At 66.3% G+C, this 17,102-nt stretch carries 18 protein-coding genes; 7 read left to right on the top strand and 11 right to left on the bottom strand.

Features of this window, described 5'->3' with window-relative positions:
- The first annotated feature begins 46 nt into the window (after window positions 1-46).
- The gene (gene uvrB / locus SP5_RS03410) at window positions 47-2,239 is read left to right on the top strand and encodes an excinuclease ABC subunit UvrB (protein WP_042484103.1); all 2,193 of its coding nucleotides are present in this window, start codon (window positions 47-49) and stop codon (window positions 2,237-2,239) included.
- 186 nt (window positions 2,240-2,425) lie between these two features.
- Here the strand turns inward: uvrB and SP5_RS03405 are convergent, their stop codons facing one another.
- Complete coding sequence (locus tag SP5_RS03405; protein ID WP_042484101.1) at window positions 2,426-2,797, bottom strand: PRC-barrel domain-containing protein; 372 nt, start codon at window positions 2,795-2,797, stop codon at window positions 2,426-2,428.
- A gap of 137 nt (window positions 2,798-2,934) precedes the next feature.
- Here SP5_RS03405 and SP5_RS03400 point away from each other — a divergent pair, with 137 nt between their 5' ends.
- Window positions 2,935-3,462: a hypothetical protein gene (locus SP5_RS03400; protein ID WP_042484099.1), complete on the top strand. Its 528-nt coding sequence runs from the start codon at window positions 2,935-2,937 to the stop codon at window positions 3,460-3,462.
- Window positions 3,463-3,894: 432 nt separating this feature from the next.
- Here the strand turns inward: SP5_RS03400 and SP5_RS18400 are convergent, their stop codons facing one another.
- From SP5_RS18400 to ruvB, 4 genes are all read right to left on the bottom strand, one after another.
- Window positions 3,895-5,163, bottom strand: a complete 1,269-nt coding sequence (locus SP5_RS18400) for a hypothetical protein (protein ID WP_052811386.1) — start codon at window positions 5,161-5,163, stop codon at window positions 3,895-3,897.
- Window positions 5,163-5,897: a hypothetical protein gene (locus SP5_RS03390; protein WP_245613388.1), complete on the bottom strand. Its 735-nt coding sequence runs from the start codon at window positions 5,895-5,897 to the stop codon at window positions 5,163-5,165. Before SP5_RS03390 ends, SP5_RS18400 begins: the two co-directional genes overlap by 1 nt.
- Before the next feature lie 4 nt (window positions 5,898-5,901).
- Entirely contained in the window at window positions 5,902-7,116 is a 1,215-nt protein-coding gene (locus SP5_RS03385) for a toxic anion resistance protein (RefSeq protein WP_042484096.1), read from the bottom strand.
- Window positions 7,117-7,604: 488 nt separating this feature from the next.
- Window positions 7,605-8,630 (bottom strand): Holliday junction branch migration DNA helicase RuvB, encoded by a 1,026-nt coding sequence (ruvB, locus tag SP5_RS03380; protein ID WP_042484093.1) that lies wholly within the window; start codon window positions 8,628-8,630, stop codon window positions 7,605-7,607.
- Between the two features lie 155 nt (window positions 8,631-8,785).
- Here ruvB and SP5_RS03375 point away from each other — a divergent pair, with 155 nt between their 5' ends.
- Window positions 8,786-9,679 (top strand): 2-hydroxyacid dehydrogenase, encoded by an 894-nt coding sequence (locus SP5_RS03375; protein ID WP_042484091.1) that lies wholly within the window; start codon window positions 8,786-8,788, stop codon window positions 9,677-9,679.
- A 105-nt stretch (window positions 9,680-9,784) separates the two neighbouring features.
- Here the strand turns inward: SP5_RS03375 and ruvA are convergent, their stop codons facing one another.
- The 4 genes from ruvA to SP5_RS03355 all read right to left on the bottom strand — a co-directional run bounded on the left by ruvA (window position 9,785) and on the right by SP5_RS03355 (window position 12,454).
- Entirely contained in the window at window positions 9,785-10,384 is a 600-nt protein-coding gene (gene ruvA, locus SP5_RS03370) for a Holliday junction branch migration protein RuvA (protein ID WP_042484087.1), read from the bottom strand.
- A 137-nt stretch (window positions 10,385-10,521) separates the two neighbouring features.
- Window positions 10,522-11,040 carry a crossover junction endodeoxyribonuclease RuvC gene (gene ruvC, locus SP5_RS03365; protein WP_042484085.1) on the bottom strand — a complete coding sequence of 173 codons (519 nt, stop codon included), beginning with the start codon at window positions 11,038-11,040 and terminating at the stop codon, window positions 10,522-10,524.
- 103 nt (window positions 11,041-11,143) lie between these two features.
- Window positions 11,144-11,887, bottom strand: coding sequence for a YebC/PmpR family DNA-binding transcriptional regulator (locus SP5_RS03360; protein WP_042484083.1), 744 nt, complete (start codon window positions 11,885-11,887; stop codon window positions 11,144-11,146).
- Between the two features lie 27 nt (window positions 11,888-11,914).
- Complete coding sequence (locus tag SP5_RS03355; RefSeq protein WP_042484080.1) at window positions 11,915-12,454, bottom strand: DUF1003 domain-containing protein; 540 nt, start codon at window positions 12,452-12,454, stop codon at window positions 11,915-11,917.
- Window positions 12,455-12,523: 69 nt separating this feature from the next.
- Between SP5_RS03355 and SP5_RS03350 the strand changes: the two genes are divergently transcribed.
- On the top strand, window positions 12,524-13,987 hold the full coding sequence (locus tag SP5_RS03350) for a helicase HerA domain-containing protein (RefSeq protein ID WP_042484078.1): 1,464 nt from the start codon (window positions 12,524-12,526) through the stop codon (window positions 13,985-13,987).
- A gap of 184 nt (window positions 13,988-14,171) precedes the next feature.
- Here SP5_RS03350 and SP5_RS03345 read toward each other — a convergent pair whose 3' ends face one another.
- Together SP5_RS03345 and SP5_RS03340 are read right to left on the bottom strand one after the other, a co-directional pair.
- Window positions 14,172-14,432 (bottom strand): DUF2312 domain-containing protein, encoded by a 261-nt coding sequence (locus SP5_RS03345; RefSeq protein WP_037570224.1) that lies wholly within the window; start codon window positions 14,430-14,432, stop codon window positions 14,172-14,174.
- A 141-nt stretch (window positions 14,433-14,573) separates the two neighbouring features.
- Window positions 14,574-14,876 carry a DUF1244 domain-containing protein gene (locus SP5_RS03340; protein WP_241823669.1) on the bottom strand — a complete coding sequence of 101 codons (303 nt, stop codon included), beginning with the start codon at window positions 14,874-14,876 and terminating at the stop codon, window positions 14,574-14,576.
- Between the two features lie 72 nt (window positions 14,877-14,948).
- Here SP5_RS03340 and pyk point away from each other — a divergent pair, with 72 nt between their 5' ends.
- The 3 genes from pyk to SP5_RS19720 all read left to right on the top strand — a co-directional run bounded on the left by pyk (window position 14,949) and on the right by SP5_RS19720 (window position 17,074).
- Window positions 14,949-16,415, top strand: a complete 1,467-nt coding sequence (gene pyk / locus SP5_RS03335) for a pyruvate kinase (protein ID WP_042484076.1) — start codon at window positions 14,949-14,951, stop codon at window positions 16,413-16,415.
- Between the two features lie 98 nt (window positions 16,416-16,513).
- The gene (locus tag SP5_RS19725; protein WP_245613387.1) at window positions 16,514-16,717 is read left to right on the top strand and encodes a GNAT family N-acetyltransferase; all 204 of its coding nucleotides are present in this window, start codon (window positions 16,514-16,516) and stop codon (window positions 16,715-16,717) included.
- 3 nt (window positions 16,718-16,720) lie between these two features.
- Window positions 16,721-17,074, top strand: coding sequence for a GNAT family N-acetyltransferase (locus SP5_RS19720; RefSeq protein WP_281177303.1), 354 nt, complete (start codon window positions 16,721-16,723; stop codon window positions 17,072-17,074).
- Window positions 17,075-17,102: the final 28 nt, after the last annotated feature.

Raw genomic sequence — 17,102 nt, 5'->3', positions numbered from 1 at the left:
TCGGACCCACTGGAACAAAAGTGCAACCGGACCCATATTCACCCCCATGGCGATCCAGATCCGCACCACCCTCGACGAGCCCGAAACCGGGGTCAGCTTCATCCCCCACCGCCCGTCGCGCCCCGAAAAGGCGGAGGGCGGCAAGCGCTTCGAACTCGTCACCGAATATACCGCCAGCGGCGACCAGCCTGCGGCGATCAAGGAACTGACGGCGGCGGCCCGCGCGGGCGACAAGGATCAGGTGCTGCTGGGCGTCACCGGATCGGGCAAGACCTTCACCATGGCCAAGGTGATCGAGGAATTGCAGCGCCCCGCGCTGATCCTCGCCCCCAACAAGATCCTGGCGGCGCAGTTGTACGGGGAGTTCAAGAGTTTCTTCCCCAACAACGCGGTCGAATATTTCGTCAGCTATTACGACTATTACCAGCCCGAGGCCTATGTGCCCCGGTCCGACACCTATATCGAGAAGGAAAGCTCGATCAACGAGTCGATCGACCGGATGCGCCACTCGGCCACCCGCGCGTTGCTGGAGCGCGACGACGTCATCATCGTCGCCTCGGTATCCTGCCTATACGGCATCGGTTCGGTCGAAACCTATTCGGCGATGATCTTCGACCTGAAGAAGGGCCAGAGCGTCGACCAGCGCGAGATCATCCGCAAGCTAGTCGCGCTCCAATATAAGCGCAACGACGCCGCCTTCATGCGTGGCAATTTCCGGGTGCGCGGCGACAATCTGGAAATCTTCCCGTCGCACTATGAGGATTCGGCCTGGCGCGTGTCGTTCTTCGGCGACGAGATCGAAGAGATCGTCGAGTTCGATCCGCTGACCGGCAAGAAGGTCGCCAGCCTGAACTCGATCCGCATCTACGCCAATTCGCACTATGTCACGCCCGGCCCGACGATGAAGCAGGCCACCGAGGCGATCAAGTTCGAGCTGGCCGAGCGTCTCAAGGAGCTGGAGGCGGAGGGCAAGCTGCTCGAACACCAGCGGCTGGAGCAGCGGACGAATTTCGACCTGGAGATGATCGCCGCCACCGGCAGCTGCAACGGCATCGAGAATTACAGCCGTTTCCTGACCGGCCGCCTGCCCGGCGAGCCGCCGCCCACGCTGTTCGAGTACCTCCCCGAAAACGCCGTGCTCTTCGTCGACGAGAGCCATGTCACCATCGGCCAGATCAACGGCATGTCGCGCGGCGACCATCGGCGCAAGATCACGCTGGCCGAGTACGGCTTCCGCCTGCCGTCCGCCATCGACAACCGGCCGCTACGCTTCAACGAATGGGACGCGATGCGCCCGCAGACGGTCAGCGTCTCGGCCACGCCCGGCAATTGGGAAATGGAGCAGACCGGCGGCGTCTTCGTCGAGCAGGTCATCCGCCCCACCGGCCTGATCGACCCGCCGGTCGAGATCAAGCCGGTTGAGGAGCAGGTGCAGGACCTGATCATCGAGGCGCGCAAGACCACCGAGCTCGGCTACCGCACCCTCGTCACCACGCTGACCAAGCGGATGGCCGAGGACCTGACCGAATATATGCACGAGGCGGGGATCAAGGTCCGCTACATGCACTCCGATGTAGAGACGCTGGAGCGTATCGAGCTGATCCGCGACCTGCGGCTGGGCGTCTATGACGTGCTGATCGGCATCAACCTGCTGCGCGAGGGATTGGACATTCCCGAATGCGGGCTGGTCGCGATCCTCGACGCGGACAAGGAAGGGTTTCTGCGTTCCGAAACCTCGCTGATCCAGACGATCGGGCGCGCGGCGCGCAACGTCGACGGCCGGGTGATCCTCTATGCCGACCGGATCACCGGATCGATGGAGCGCGCCATGCTGGAAACCTCGAGGCGTCGCGAGAAGCAGATGGCGTATAATACCGAGCACGGCATCACGCCGCAGACGATCCGCCGCCAGATCGGCGACATCATCGCGCATGTGGCGTCGGGCGATCAGGTGACGGTGCCGATCGACGAGGACCGTCCGCACATGGTCGGCCATAACCTGCGCGCTTATATCGAGGAGCTCGAGAAGAAGATGCGCAAGGCCGCCGCCGACCTCGAATTCGAGGAAGCGGGCCGGTTGCGGGATGAAATCCGGCAGCTCGAGAACGAGGAACTGGGCCTGCCGGTGCATGAGCAGAAGGCCCCGATCATGGGCCGGTCGAACGAGGGCAAACCGGGGACGCGCAAGACGCGGTTCGGGAAAAGCAAGAAGTTTGCGAGTGGGCGGAAGGCGAATTGATTATTGGGGGTTGGGGTTGCCTGACATCTGCCCTCCCCCATCCCCTCCCGCTTGCGGGAGGGGCGTGACCGGTACAGCGGCAGGAAACTCTCCGACGTAGCGCCCCGACGACTACCCAGTAACGCACCCCTCCCGCAGGCGGGAGGGGATGGGGGAGGGTAGGCCCCAGAGGCCACCCTCAAAAAATCACCCCAGATCCAGATTCTCCGTCCCCACACCATAATAGCCCGCCACCCGGTCGGCATAAGCCTGATCGAACACGGGCGCATTGTTGGACCAGCTCGGCCCGCCCTCCAGCAGGCGGCGATCGACGGTGATCACATACTGATCCCCCACCGGGTCGAACTGCAACAGGCTGAACGGCACGGGATAGAAGCTCTTGCCCATGCCCAGGAACCCGCCCAGCGCCAGCACGGCATGGGTCGCGCGGCCCGAACGCTTGTGGACCATGAAGGCGTGGACGCTGCCGATCGCGTCGCCATCGCGGCTTTCGATCTTCAGCGTGCCAGAGACGGTGGACTGGACCAGGATCAGGGTCGGCGTATCGTGTTCGGCCATGTTAACCTCCGTTTAGATCGGAGAACCGCCGGGGCGAGGCCAGGTTCCGATGACGAATCCGATGCCCGCCGCATCGGCACGTCCTGTCGCAGCACGGGGTTGAGCATCCGGGACCCCTCCCGCATAGGCTGGATGCGATGCGTCGCCTGTCTTTTGCTTCCCTCGCCCCGATCGTCGGGGCCGCCGCCCTGTCGGGCTGTATCCCCGCCACCCCGCGTCCCGAGGCGCCGCCGCCGGTACGCCACGCGCCCCGCCCCGCCCCACCCGCGCCGCGCCCGGTGCTGGGGAGCGACTGGCGCGACTGGCCCCTGACGCCCGGTGACTGGCGGTATCAACGCGCCGCGCAAGGGTCGGTCGCGATATTCGGCACCGGCGGCGTGACGCGCCTGACCCTGGCCTGCGATCCGCGCACCCGCCAGATCCGCCTCGGTCGCCCGGCATCGGTCGCGGGTGCCGTCACGATCCGCACCTCCAGCACGACGCGCAGCCTGACCGCCCATGCAGTCGCGGGCGGCGCGGAGCTGTCGCTCCCGGTCGCCGATCCGCTGCTGGATGCGATGGCATTCAGCCGGGGGCGGTTCACGATCGAACAGAGCGGACAGGTGCCGCTGGTCATCCCCGCCTATGCGGAAATCGGACGCGTGATCGAGGATTGCCGGGGCTGAGTCCCGCCATTGGGCGGGGGCAGGATGCTCGGCCAAACATCGTCGCATTACAAGTCTTGTTTATTGGCTTTCGCCTACGCACATTGGCTTTGCGCACTTTGAAAGGGCGCATTGGCTTTAACTAGCGAAAGGAGGTGATCCGATGTCTCATGGTTCAGCAAGGGGGTCGGTTCAGTTCGTTCGGGGGGCCGGTCTCTGATATCGATAGGCGCGGTTCGGGGGGTATTTTCCCCCAATCAACGGTCGCGCCTGATGTCATGAGGCCCGCATGGTCTCCCGGGCTGGAGCTCTCCGGCCGCTGACCATGTTCAGGGGTTGCCGGGGCCGTCGCGATGACGTCCCGGCAGCCTCTTTTCATTTATGGGGTTGGCCGTCTGACCTAAGTGCGAAGGCTGATCGGGCATTACTCCCCGCACGGTGAGGAACTCCAAGTTACGGTTTGGCCGAAGTCGGCTCCTGCATCACCAGCCGCAGCGGCTTGTCCCCCGGCACCATCAGCGACGGCACGTCGTCACCGCCGCGCAACAGCACCTGATCGACCGGAATCGCATCGTCGCTTTCGCCCGCGATGAACGCCTGTACCAGCCGCTCGCCCTTTTGCGGCACGAAGCCCGCCGGGATCGCCATCGGCTTGCGCCCCATCGCCGCCAGCCAGTCGGGACGCCCCTTCACCATGCGCGTGACGGGATGATAGACCTGCAGATCGACCGCACCGGCATATTGGCCGACCGTCACGGGGCGGTCGCCATCGAACAGCACGACCGACCCGCTGGAAGTCTTGCCCGCCAGAATTCGGCGCGCAAGGCCGTTGGAATCGCCCATCAGCGGCCCCAGAACCGTCTGATCGATGGTCAGCGGATCAATACCGGTCTTCTCCTTCAGGCGCGTGGCCATCCAGCACACTTTGGCGTCGTCGGCCGCGTCGATCGGTTGCTCGGCGACATGGCTGAAACCGACATAGACGAAGAATTTGGCCTTGGGATCGGCGGCCAGCGCCTGCGCCAAATGACTCGCCTGCGCCTCTTCGCGCCGGGCGATGCTTTCCGCCCGGCCGGTCGGCTTGCCGCGCTCCTCGTCCGTCTGTTCATAGTTCAGCGGGCGATAGCCCAGCGCCAGCGACTGCCGGACGAAATCGCCGAAGACGGGATCGTGGGTGTAATAGCCCGTTCTTTGCGTCGGATAACCCTGCTTGGCCAGCTTCGATAGGGAGACGTTCTTGTCGCCGACCATGAAGGTTTCCGCCGCCAGGACTGAATAGCCCAGCGGCCGAAGCGCCCGCGCCACCTCCAGCGCAAAGGCACGATCGCGCGGAAGTCCGTGATTCTCGTTGAGAATGACCACACGAGTCCGAGCCGCCCGTGCGACGATTTCGGGGATCGCATCCCGCACGCTTGCGGCGGCGACGCGATCCGCCATGGCCTTGGCTTCGGCGGTCTGGGCAGGGGCAGGTTCGGGCTCGACCGGCTCGGCGGTCATCAGCGTGTGGAGTTCCGCCCATTGATCGTGGAGAAAGCCGGGCTTCGGCTTGCCCGCCGCATCGAATGCCAGCGGGCGTAGCGCTTCGGCGGCATCCAGATAATGACCGCTATCGAGCCGATCCCCGGCCGCACTGGCGGCCGCGAACTCCACCTTGCTCGGCCCGTCCTGTGCCATCGCGGCGGTGGCGAGCATCATCGTCACCACCACCGCCGCCCGCCGCATCAGTCCGCCCTTTCCTCGCGATATTTCATTTCCAAAAATCGCCCGCGCGTCGACAGGCTGTCAAGATCGGCCTGTGCCAGCCGCTGGGTCATGTCGCCGATCTCCTGTTCGATCAGCTTGAGGCCGTCGATCAGCTGCGTATCCGGCGTCCGCCCGTTGCGCTCGACCCGGCGCAGCGGCTCGGGCACGCGTTCGTAGTCGCGCAGGAAGGCGGGGAGCTGCTCGCCGATCAGGCGGCGGACCTCCATCGCCTCTGCGGTGTCGTTGTCGACGGCGGCGAGCTGCGGCGAGAGCGTGTCGAGCCGCCGCCCGATCCGGTCGACCAGCTGGACGGCGGGCGCAGGCAGCAAGGGCCGCTGCGCCTCCAGCCAGCGTTCGGTCTGGGCGGGCAGCGCCTTGATATCGACCTGCGCCAGCTTGGCTGGGGTCGGCGCGCGCGGGGCAGGCGCCAGCGCGATGGCCAGCGTCGCCGCCAGCATCAGCATCATCGCCGCCAGCGCGCCGAAAATGCCGATCCCGCCGGGCAGGATCAGCCCCGTCACCATCGCCGCGATCAGGATCACCGCATTGGCGATGGCGATCAGGATCACCCGCTGCATCGCCGAGCGCGCGCGTCGCCGCACCCGCTTGACCGTCTGCTGCGCCGACCCGCGATAATCCTGCGAGATGCGCGCCATCACTTCGCGCGCACGCTCGATCTGGGCATCGACCTCGTTCGAGCGGGGGGTGGTCACGGGATTACAGCGCCTCCAGCTTGAACGAAGACGCCGCCGCCCCGCTGGTCAGCTGCGGGTTTTGCGCGCCCTCGGCGCGGGCGATATAGCCCTTCGACTTCTCGACCTCCTGGCCCAGCGTGTTGACCGTGGTCTTCATCGAATCGAGCGCCTTCAGCTTGAAGCTGTCGATCGCGTCCATCGTGTCGTAGATATTCTGGAAGGCACGCTGCAGCGTCTCCAGCGGGATGGTCGAGGCCGCCGCCTGCTCGTGAATCTGCGCGGTCTGGCTGCGCAGCAGCTTGCCGGTCGAATCGATGATGTTGGCGGTCGTGGTGTTGAGCGCGGTGATCTGGTCCAGCACCAGCTTTTGATTGGCCAGCGCCTGCGCCACGGTGACGGCCGTGCGCAACGCCGAGACGGTGGTGGTCGAGGCGCGGTCGACGCCCTTCACCAGCTCGACATTGTTCTTCTTGACCAGATCGAGCGCCAGATAACCCTGCACCGTGACCGCCATCTGGGTCAGCAGGTCCTGGGTCCGCTGGCGGGTGTAGAAGAGCGCGGTCTCGCGGATCGCCTTGGCCTTGGCGGGATCGGTGTGATCCAGGTCGTTGGCGGCATCTTCCAGCCTGGCGTCCATCGCCTTGGACAGATGGATCATCTGCTCCAGCCGCCCCATGGCGGACCACAGGTTCGCGCGCTCGGTGTCGATCGCGGCATTGTCCATCAGCAGTTCGTCGCGGCCCGAGGACAGGCTCTTCAGGATCGCGGCGATATGCGTCTGCGACGACCGATAACCGTCGAAATAGTCGCGCATCTTGTTGCCGAAGGGCAGGATGCCGAGCAGCTTGCGCGGCGCGGAGAGATTGCCCTGACGACCGGGATCCAGGCTTTCGACCACGCGGCGCAGCTCGGTCAGGTCCTTGCCCACGCCCGTCTCGCCGTCCATCGCCTTGACCGGGCGATCGAGGAAGCGGTTGGACTGGCCCGCCGCCTCGCGGATTTCCTTCTGCCCCATGGCGGTAATCGCGTCGACGCGGCGGCCGAATTCGGGGCTGTTGACGTCCTGCGCGATCAGTTCGGCGACGAAGCCTTCGACCTTCTGCTCCAGCTGGGTGCGCGTCTTGTCGTCGACGGGCACCAGCCCGGCGGCCTGGGCGGGCGCCACCGTCGGCACGGGATCGGGCGGCGTCAGCGTCAGCCCCTTTTCCTGGGTCACGGTATCGGCGGTCGTGGCCATCGTTCAAACTCTCCAAATACGCCTGCCTAGTGTGGAGGGGATGGCGGCGGGGTTCAAGTGTATTATCGGGGTAATACTATCTGGGGAGGAACAGACGGGAAATTGATTGCCCCTCTCGCGCAACCGAAGCCCAGGGGGTTCGTTACTCGCGTTCGGCCTTGCCTCTCCGGGCGGTCCGGTCATCCCCGAAACCTGTGGCTCCACGCTTTTGCGTATGGAATCATGCGGTTGCGAGGTCACTGATCGGCATCCGAGCGAAGATGCCGGGCCGAACGCAGCATAGAGAGACGCCCACCTGACCCCTATCGGTCTTCTGACCGGCGGGGGTCCGTTTTTGCACAATACCGCCCCCCGTTCAGCCTGAGCGAAGTCGAAGGCCACGGGATTTCGCGTGAGCTAGGGGGGCTTCTGTGGCGGCTGTTTCCGCTTGGCCATCGACTTCGCTCAGGCTGAACGAAGCCGGGGAGCGATGTGTGACGCCCGCCGCCTCAGGCGTCGAACAGACCGTCCTGCGACCCGATCGGCGGATTCAGCCCCAGATGCTTCCACCCGCCCGCATTCAGGATCCGCCCCCGCGCGGTGCGGGCGAGCAGGCCGAGCTGGATCAGGAACGGCTCGATCACCTCCTCGATCGTGTCGCGCGGCTCGGAGAGCCCTGCGGCCAGCGTCTCCACCCCCACCGGCCCGCCACGATAGACGTCGGCGATCATCGTCAGATAGCGACGGTCCATCGCGTCCAGTCCCAGCGCGTCGACCTCCAGCCGATTCAGCGCCTGGTCGGCGGCGGCGGCGTGGACGATCTCATGCCCCGCCACGCTGGCGAAGTCGCGGACGCGGCGCAGCAGCCGCCCGGCGATACGCGGCGTGCCGCGCGAACGGCGCGCGACCTCGACCGCGCCGTCCTCGGAGATCGGCAGGTCGAGCAGGCGGGCGGCGCGGGTGACGACGCGGGTCAGTTCCTCGACCGTATAGAATTGCAGGCGGACCGGAATGCCGAAACGATCGCGCAAGGGGGTGGTCAGCAATCCCTGCCGCGTCGTCGCACCGACCAGCGTGAAGCGCGGCAGGTCGATCCGCACCGACCGCGCCGACGGCCCCTCTCCGATCATCAGGTCGAGGACCCGGTCCTCCATCGCGGGATACAGGACTTCCTCGACCGCCGGTTGCAGGCGGTGGATTTCGTCTATGAACAGGACGTCGCCGTCTTCCAGATTGGTCAGCAGCGCGGCGAGGTCGCCCGACTTGGCGATCACCGGCCCCGAAGTCGCGCGGAAACCCACGCCCATCTCACGCGCGATAATCTGCGCCAGCGTCGTCTTGCCCAGACCCGGCGGGCCGAAGAACAGCACATGGTCCAGCGCATCGCCACGCCCGCGCGCCGCCTGGATGAAGACACGCAGATTGTCGCGCGCCGCCTGCTGCCCGACAAACTCGTCCAGGCTTTTCGGGCGGAGCGCGGCGTCGACATCCTCGGGACGGCGGCTGGCGGACAGGAGGCGGTCTTGGTCGGTCACGGGGTCCGCCCTAGCGGCTGGAGGGCATGGCTGTCGAGAAGCTGCGCGAACATTGCACGAACATAGCAGGCTATGCGCGGTCGGGACAATCGTCCGGGCGACGGCTTAACCCCGGATAGCGGACTCGCGGTCGGAAACGCGCTACATCAGGGGTCATGCCGCACGATATCTTCCTGGCTACCGCCGTTTCGCCCGCCCTGGAGCTGCTGCTCGCCGAACGCTTCACGCTGTACCGCGATGCACCGCCGCCGACCACCAAGGCGATCGTCGGCGGCGGGCAGATGACGGTCGACGCCGCACTGCTGGACCGGCTGCCCGAATTGGAGATCATCGCGATCCACGGCGTCGGCCATGACGGGATCGACCATGACGCGGTCGCCGCGCGTGGTATCCGCATCGCGATCACCGCCGATGTGTTGACCGAGGACGTCGCCGATCAGGCGATCGCCTTGTGGCTGGCGGTCGACCGGCGGATCGCGGCAAACGACCGGGCGATGCGGATGGGCAACTGGACCGTGCCCCTGGGTCGACGCGCCAGCGGACGGCGGATCGGCATTTTCGGACTAGGCCGGATCGGACAGGCGATTGCCAAAAGGGCGGAGCCGTTCGGTGGCGAGATCCTCTACACCGCTCGCTCGGAAAAGGCGGTGGCCTGGCGCTTCGTCCCCGATCTGGCGACGCTGGCGGCGGAGAGCGACGTGCTGTTCCTCGCCGCGCCGGGCGGGGAGGAAACGCGCGGGGTGGTCGATGCCGGTGTGCTGGACCGGCTGGGCGCGGACGGCGTGCTGGTCAATGTCGCGCGCGGCAGCCTGGTCGAGGAAGATGCGCTGATCGCGGCGCTGGAGTCGCATCGTATTGCGGGGGCCGGACTGGACGTGTTCGCCGACGAACCCGACGTGCCTTATGCGCTGCGCCGGATGAACCATGTCGTGCTCGCCCCGCATCAGGGGAGCGCGACGCGGGAGGGGCGGGCGGCGATGGCCGAGTTGGTGGTGGCCAATCTCGACGCGCATTTTGCGGGGCTTGCGGTGCCGGGGTTGTTGGGGTGAGGGATTCCCTTGGGCTTCGACTACGCTCAGCCTGAACGGAGTTCTGGACCATATCCCCACGGCCGTTCAGGCTGAGCGAAGTCGAAGCCCACGCCCCCAACGCCCCTATTTCGCCGCCTTTCGAAGCGCCAACCGCACCAGCGCATCGAGCGAGGCCCCCGCCCCCAATTCCTCTTCCGCCGCCGCCACCGCCGCATTGGCCTCGGCGGGCCGGAAGCCCAGGTTGAGCAGCGCCGACACCGCATCCGCGCCAGCCCCGGCCGACGCCGCCACGCCGCCACCCGATCCGGGGGCGAGCACGATGCCGCCGACCTTGTCCTTCAATTCCATCACGATCCGCTGGGCGAGCTTCGGCCCTACCCCGTTCGCCCGCGCGACCATGGCCTTGTCGCCACTGGCGATCGCCCGCATCAGGTCGGTGGGCTCCAGCGCGGACAGGATGGCCAGCGCCACCCGCGAGCCGACCCCCTGCACGCCGGTCAACAGGCGGAACCAGTCACGCTCGTCCGCGCTGGCGAAACCAACCAGCCGGATCGAGTCCTCGGACACCAGCATCTCGGTATGCAGCATCGCCGCCTCGCCCACCGGCCCGATAGACGACAGGGTGCGCGCCGAAGCGCCGACCAGATAGCCGACGCCGCCGACATCGATGACGGCATGGTCGATGCCGGTGGAGTCCAGACGTCCCTTGAGATGCGCGATCATGGGGAGGGGTTAGAACAAAAGGGGGTGGACGTCACGGGGGTTATCGTTGGGGGTGTCGCTTGGGGCAGGCCCTCCCCCATCCCCTCCCGCTTGCGGGAGGGGATGGGGGAGGGCCTCGCCACAAGCCAGTCGCCCCGCTAAACCGCCCCCACCCGCCGCTGCATCGCCCGCGCGCTCGCCAGATGATGTGCATGCGTGATCGCCACCGCCAGCGCATCCGCCGCGTCCGGCCCGGTCAGCTTCACGCCGGGCAGCAAATGGCCGACCATCGCCTGCACCTGCTTCTTGTCCGCACCGCCGGTGCCGACGGTCGCCTTCTTGACGATGCTGGGGTGATACTCGCCGACGACCAGTCCGGCCTGCGCCGCCGATAGCAGGACGACACCGCGCGCCTGGCCCAGCTTCAGCGTGGACTGCGCGTTGCTGTTGCCCAGCACTTCCTCGACCGCCGCGCCGTCGGGCTGTTGCTGGCGGATCACGTCATAGAGCGCCGCGTGCAGGTTCGCGAGGCGACGCGGCAGCACCATCGACGGCTCGGTCTTGATCTGGCCGTTGGCGACATGCCGCAGGCGGTTGCCCTCCACCGCGATCACCCCCCAGCCGGTGGTGCCGAGGCCGGGATCGAGTCCGAGAATGATGGCGGGGGATGGGGTCATTTCGGGCTTTCGGGAGGGTTCAGTATGCACCGACTTGCCCCTCCACCACGCGGCATTGCCGCGCGGTCCCCCTCCCCAGGCAGAGCCTGGGGAGGAATGGGGATCAGCCGAGCTTTTCCATCACTTCGTCGGAGACTTCGTAATTGCCCCAGACGGTCTGGACGTCGTCGTCATCGTCCAGCGTGTCGATCAGCTTGAACAAGGTCGCCGCCGCCGCTTCGTCGACCGAGACCATGGTCTGCGGACGCCAGGCCAGCTTGGCGCCTTCCGCCTCGCCCAGCACAGGCTCCAGCGCCTTGGCGACTTCGTGGAGGTCGCCCTGTGCGGTCCAGATCTCATGGCCGTCCTCGGACGAGGTCACGTCCTCGGCTCCGGCTTCCAACGCGGCCTCGAACACCTTCTCGGCGTCGCCGGCGCTGGCGGGATAGTTGATCAGGCCCATCCGGTCGAAACCATGGCTGACCGAACCGCCCGCACCCAGATTGCCGCCATTCTTCGACACCGCGGTGCGCACGTTCGTCGCGGTGCGGTTGCGATTGTCGGTCAGCGCCTCGATGATCAGGCTGACGCCGCCGGGGCCGAAGCCCTCATAGCGGACTTCCTCGTAATTCTCCCCGTCGCCGCGCGAAGCCTTGTCGATCGCGCGCGCGATATTGTCCTTGGGCATCGAGGCCGCCTTGGCCGCGTTGACGGCGGCGCGCAGACGCGGGTTCATGTCCGGGTCGGGCGTGCCCATCTTCGCCGCGACGGTGATTTCACGGGAGAGCTTGGAAAATGCTGCCGAGCGCTTCTTATCCTGCGCGCCCTTGCGGTGCATGATGTTCTTGAATTTGCTGTGGCCTGCCATCGGTGCCTCTTGAAATGATCGCGCTCTTTACGACCGCGCAAGGGCCTTTGCCAACCCGTCGATCTTCGCCTCCAGCGTATCGAGCCGTTCGGTCACGGCATTGTCCAGCTTGTGGTGCAGCCGCAATATGTCGATCTCGGCGCGCAAATTGGTGCGATAGTCGAGGCTCGCGGCCAGCCGGTCCTTCGCCGATTGCCGGTTCTGGCTCATCATGATGACCGGCGCCTGGATCGCCGCCAGGGTCGAGAGCAGCAGGTTGAGGAAGATATAAGGGTATGGATCGAACGCCATGCCGAAATGGCTGAGCACATTCGAGTTGAGCAGCATCCATCCCAGCAGGATCACCGTAAAGGCGATGATGAAGCCCCAGCTGCCGCCGACCGCGGCCACCCGATCGGCCAGCTTTTCGCCCCAGGTCGAACTTTCGTCGGCGACATCGGCGGCGTCGCGCGTGCTGAGCTGGCCCGACTCGATATCGGCAATGACCTGGGCTTCTTCCTCGTCCAGCTCATGCACGGGCTTGCCCAGCGTACGGCGGGCGATTTCAGCGGCGGTCGTCAGGGCCATGGGCAAAGGGCTCCGCTTAAGGAATCAAATGCCTTGCTCCTTGGGGCGTTGATCGGCCAAACGCCAGTCATGACGGTACGCGTGGATATGGGAACCGATGAGCGTGGCTCGTCGGTGCCGATCGATCTTGAGGAACTGCTGGCGACCCGCCTGCTGGTGCAGGGCAATTCGGGGTCGGGAAAGTCGCATCTGCTGCGCCGCTTGCTCGAAAAGTCGGCAGGTCAGGTGCAACAGGTGGTCATCGACCCCGAAGGCGATTTCGTCACTCTGTCCAAGGCGTACGGCCATGTCGTGATCGAGGCGGGCGACTATGCCGAACGGGAGGTCGGGCGCTTCGCCAGCCGCATCCGCGAGCACCGCGCCTCGGTGGTGTTGAGTCTCGAAGGGCTGGAAATCGAAGGCCAGATGCGCTGTGCCGCGACCTTCCTGAATGCGCTGTTCGATGCGCCGCGCGAGCATTGGTATCCCGCGCTGGTCGTCGTGGACGAGGCCCAGCTGTTCGCCCCTACCACCGGCGGCGAAGTGACCGAGGAGGTCCGCCGCGCCTCGCTGTCCGCGATGACCAACCTGATGTGTCGCGGGCGCAAGCGTGGCCTGGCGGGGGTGATCGCCACCCAGCGACTCGCCAAGCTGGCCAAGAATGTCGCGGCGGAGGCGTCCAACTTCCTGATGGGCCGCACCTTCCTCGACATCGACATGGCGCGCGCGGCCGACCTGCTCGGCATGGAGCGGCGACAGGCGGATGCGATCCGCGATCTGGCGCGCGGCACCTTCCTGGCGCTCGGCCCCGCCGTCTCGCGGCGGCCGATCACGGTGAAGATCGGCGCGGTCGAGACCTCGGCCCGCTCGGGCAGCCCCAAGCTGACCCCCCTGCCCGACGCCCCGCCGCCCGATTTGCAGGAGTTGCTCTTCGCGCCGGTCGAGGAAGCGCCGACGCTGCCCATGACCTTCGATCCGCGGCCGCGCCGCGTGCCCGCCGAGGAACTGATGGCCGATCTGGGCCGCCCGCCCTTGCCGACCACCGCCGCGCCGCCCGCGCCCGAGATGGACGAAGGCGAAGTCGAAGCGATCTACGAGCAGGTCCTGCGCGCGATCGTCGAGGACCCCGAATCGACCTTCCGCCCCGCCTCGGTGCTGTTCCAGGATTTCCAGGTGCGCTGCCGGATGGCAGGCCTCGCGCGGCCGCCGCTCGACCTGAACGGCTTCGCCCGTCGCCTGTCCTGCGCGCGGGCGGGAATTTTCGACGTCAACGATCCCGACTGGCAGGAGGCGCTGGCGCTGGCGGCAATGCTGCCCGACGACATGCTGGGGGCGTTCCTGCTCGTCGCGCGCGCGGCGCGGGAGGGCCTGCCCTGCCCGCCGGACACCAAGATCGCGGAGACCTATGGCACCAGCTCGCTGGGCCGGGTGAAGCGGCTGATCGCCTATATCGAGAGCCGCGACCTGTTCGTGTGCCGCACCGACCTGACGGGCAAGCGCTCGATCACGATTCCGCGGCTGGGCTGGACGACCCAGGCGGCGGAGATGGGGTGAGGCTTTTCCTTGGCCTTCGACTTCGCTCAGGCTGAACGGAGTGGGTAGCAGTGGCTCATAATCCCAACCCCACGTTCAGCCTGAGCGAAGTCGAAGGCCACGCCCCGCCACTCGCCACCAACAAAAAGGGCGACGAGGCCATCAGCCCCGCCGCCCTTCGCATATCCAGAACCCGAAGCCGGGATCAGATCATGCCCAGCGCCTTCATATACACTTCGAGGATGGCTTCCTCTTCCTGATACTCCTCGCGCTTCTTCTTGCGGATGGCCATGATCTTCTTGATCGCCTTCGGGTCATAGCCCCGCGCCTTGGCTTCGGCGAAGACATCCTTGATGTCGTCCGAAATGCCCTTCTTCTCTTCTTCCAGCCGCTCGGCCCGCTCGATCAACAGGCGCAGTTCGTCGGCCGTCACATTGCCGCTGCTGTCGAAATTCTCGTCCGCCATTTTTATACCCTCTGAAATTCGGTCCACTCCCAGGAATCCGCCGCCACAACGCACGTCCCCGCCCATGGGCAGGGTCGGTCCGGCGCGGATGTCGGGATCGGGGGCGGTCTAGGCGCTTCCGGCCCTGCGCTCAAGCGGGGGTTAACGGTTCTTCTTCACACTCTCGGCCATGCGCGCCAACTGCTCCGGCGTCGCCTCGGCCTGATGCTCGGCCTTCCACTGGTCGTACGGCATGCCGTAGATCGCTTGCCGCGCGGTCGCCTTGTCGATGCCGGCCGCCTCGCCCAGCCAGTCGGACAGGCAGTTGCGGCAGAAGCCCGCCAGCCCCATCAAATCGACATTCTGGGCATCGCTGCGATGACGCAGGTGCAGGACCAGCCGCCGAAAGGCCTCGGCCGCCGCCTTGTCATCGATTGCGTTCAACGCATCCATTGCATCGGCCATATTCATCGCTCCTAGGTTGATCGTAACGCATTAGGCTTTAGGACACAGGCCGAAAAGAAGCAGGATGTGACCATGAACACTCTCCCCCCGCGTTCGCGCAAAGTCCGCGTCCTTGCCACGCTCGGCCCGGCCAGCAGCGATCCCGAAACCATCGCCACCCTGTTCCAGGCAGGCGCCGACGCCTTTCGGATCAATATGAGCCATGGCGATCAGCAGTCGAAGATTCCGCTGATCAAGGCGATCCGCGGGCTGGAGGAGCGGTTCGGCCGCCCGACCACGATCCTCGCCGATCTTCAGGGGCCGAAGCTGCGCGTCGGCAAGTTCGCCGACGGCAAGGTCATGCTGGAAACCGGCAGCACCTTCGTCCTCGACCGCGATCCGACGCCGGGCGACGCGACCCGTGTCGAGCTGCCGCACAAGGAAATCTTCGCCGCGATCGAGCCGGGCGCGCGCCTGCTGCTCGACGACGGCAAGCTGGTCCTGCGCGTCGCTTTCCATGACGAGACGAAGATCACGACGCTGGTCGAGGTCGGCGGCGCGCTGTCGAACAACAAGGGGCTGAACGTCCCCGACGTGGTGCTGCCCATGGCCGCGCTGACCGAGAAGGATCGCTCCGACCTGGCCTTTGCGGTCGAGCAGGGCGTGGACTGGATCGCCTTGTCCTTCGTGCAGCGACCCGAGGACCTGATGGAGGCGCGTGGCCTGATCAAGGGGCGCGCGGCGCTCCTCGCCAAGATCGAGAAGCCGCAGGCGATCGACCGGCTGGAAGAGATCGTCGAGCAGTGCGACGGCGTGATGGTCGCACGCGGCGACCTGGGCGTCGAACTGCCGCCCCAGGCGGTGCCGCCGCTCCAGAAGCGCATCGTCGAGGTGTCGCGCCGCATGGGTCGCCCGGTGGTCGTCGCGACCCAGATGCTCGAATCGATGATCCAGAGCCCCTCGCCCACCCGCGCCGAAGTGTCGGACGTGGCGACCGCCATCTATGACGGCGCCGACGCGATCATGCTGTCGGCCGAATCGGCGGCGGGCGCCTGGCCGGTCGAATCGGTCGCCATGATGAACGCGATCGGCGTGTCGGTGGAAAACGACCCCGGTCACGGCGAGCGTATCCACTTCACCGCGATGACCCCCGACCCGACCACCGCCGACGCGCTGGCCGAAGCGGCGGCGCGGATCACCAACACCGTGTCGTCCAAGGCGATCATCTGCTTCACCTCCAGCGGATCGACCGCGCGACGCGTCGCGCGCGAGCGTCCCTCGGTGCCGATCCTGGTGCTGACCCCGCAGCTCGAGACGGCGCGCCGCCTGGGCCTGCTCTGGGGCTGTCATGCGGTCCACACCCGCGACGTCGAATCCTTCGAGGAGATGGTCGCCAAGTCCAAGCGCATGGCCCTGCGCCACGGCATCGCCGAGGCGGGCAACCAGGTCGTGCTGATGGCGGGCGTCCCCTTCCGCACGCCGGGGTCGACCAATGTGCTGCACGTCACCCGCATCATGGGTGACGAACTGGTGAATTACGGGGATCGCAGCGAGGCGTAAGCGCCGATCCCGGTATGAAAGGGGCGGCAGCGCGGAAGCGTTTGCCGCCCTTTTTTCGTCCAGCCCCGATCCAGCCCCACGTTTGGCGGGAAACGATCATGCCCCTGTCTCTCGATAACCGCCCCGACCTCGACACCCCCCGGCTATCGCTGCGGCGTCCGGCCAAGCGTGATATCGAGGCCATCGTTTCAATCGTCGGGGATCGGGATGTCGCGCGCCGACTGGCCCGCGTACTGCATCCTTATGGCCCGGATGACGCGCGCTTCTTTCTGGATCAGGTCGTACCGGCCGAATGGGTATGAGCGATCACGCTACGGGGCGAGAATAGGTTGATCGGCGCCGTCGGGCTGACCCCGGAAAAGGATACGGCAGAGCTGGGCTATTGGCTGTCCCCTGCGCATTGGGGACGTGGAATCGCGACCGAGGCGGCGCGGGCGCTCGTCGATTTCGGGTTCGAGCGACTTGGTCTTGCCCGTCTGACCTCGGGCTATTTCGAGAACAATCCGGCGTCCGGTCGGGTACTTGCCAAGCTGGGCTTTGTCGAGACGGATCGGGTCCTGCGTTCCTGCATGGCGGTCGGCGGGAACATGCTATCGGTGCGGATGGTGCTGGAGCCTCCGTCCTCCCCGGCACGAGGAGGTGGCAGGGCGAAGCCCTGACGGAGGGGGGCTTCCTCCTAGAGTTGAA

It is taken from the genome of Sphingomonas parapaucimobilis NBRC 15100, from assembly GCF_000787715.1.
Classification (GTDB): domain Bacteria; phylum Pseudomonadota; class Alphaproteobacteria; order Sphingomonadales; family Sphingomonadaceae; genus Sphingomonas; species Sphingomonas parapaucimobilis.
This window is presented reverse-complemented; position numbering and strand designations above follow the sequence as displayed.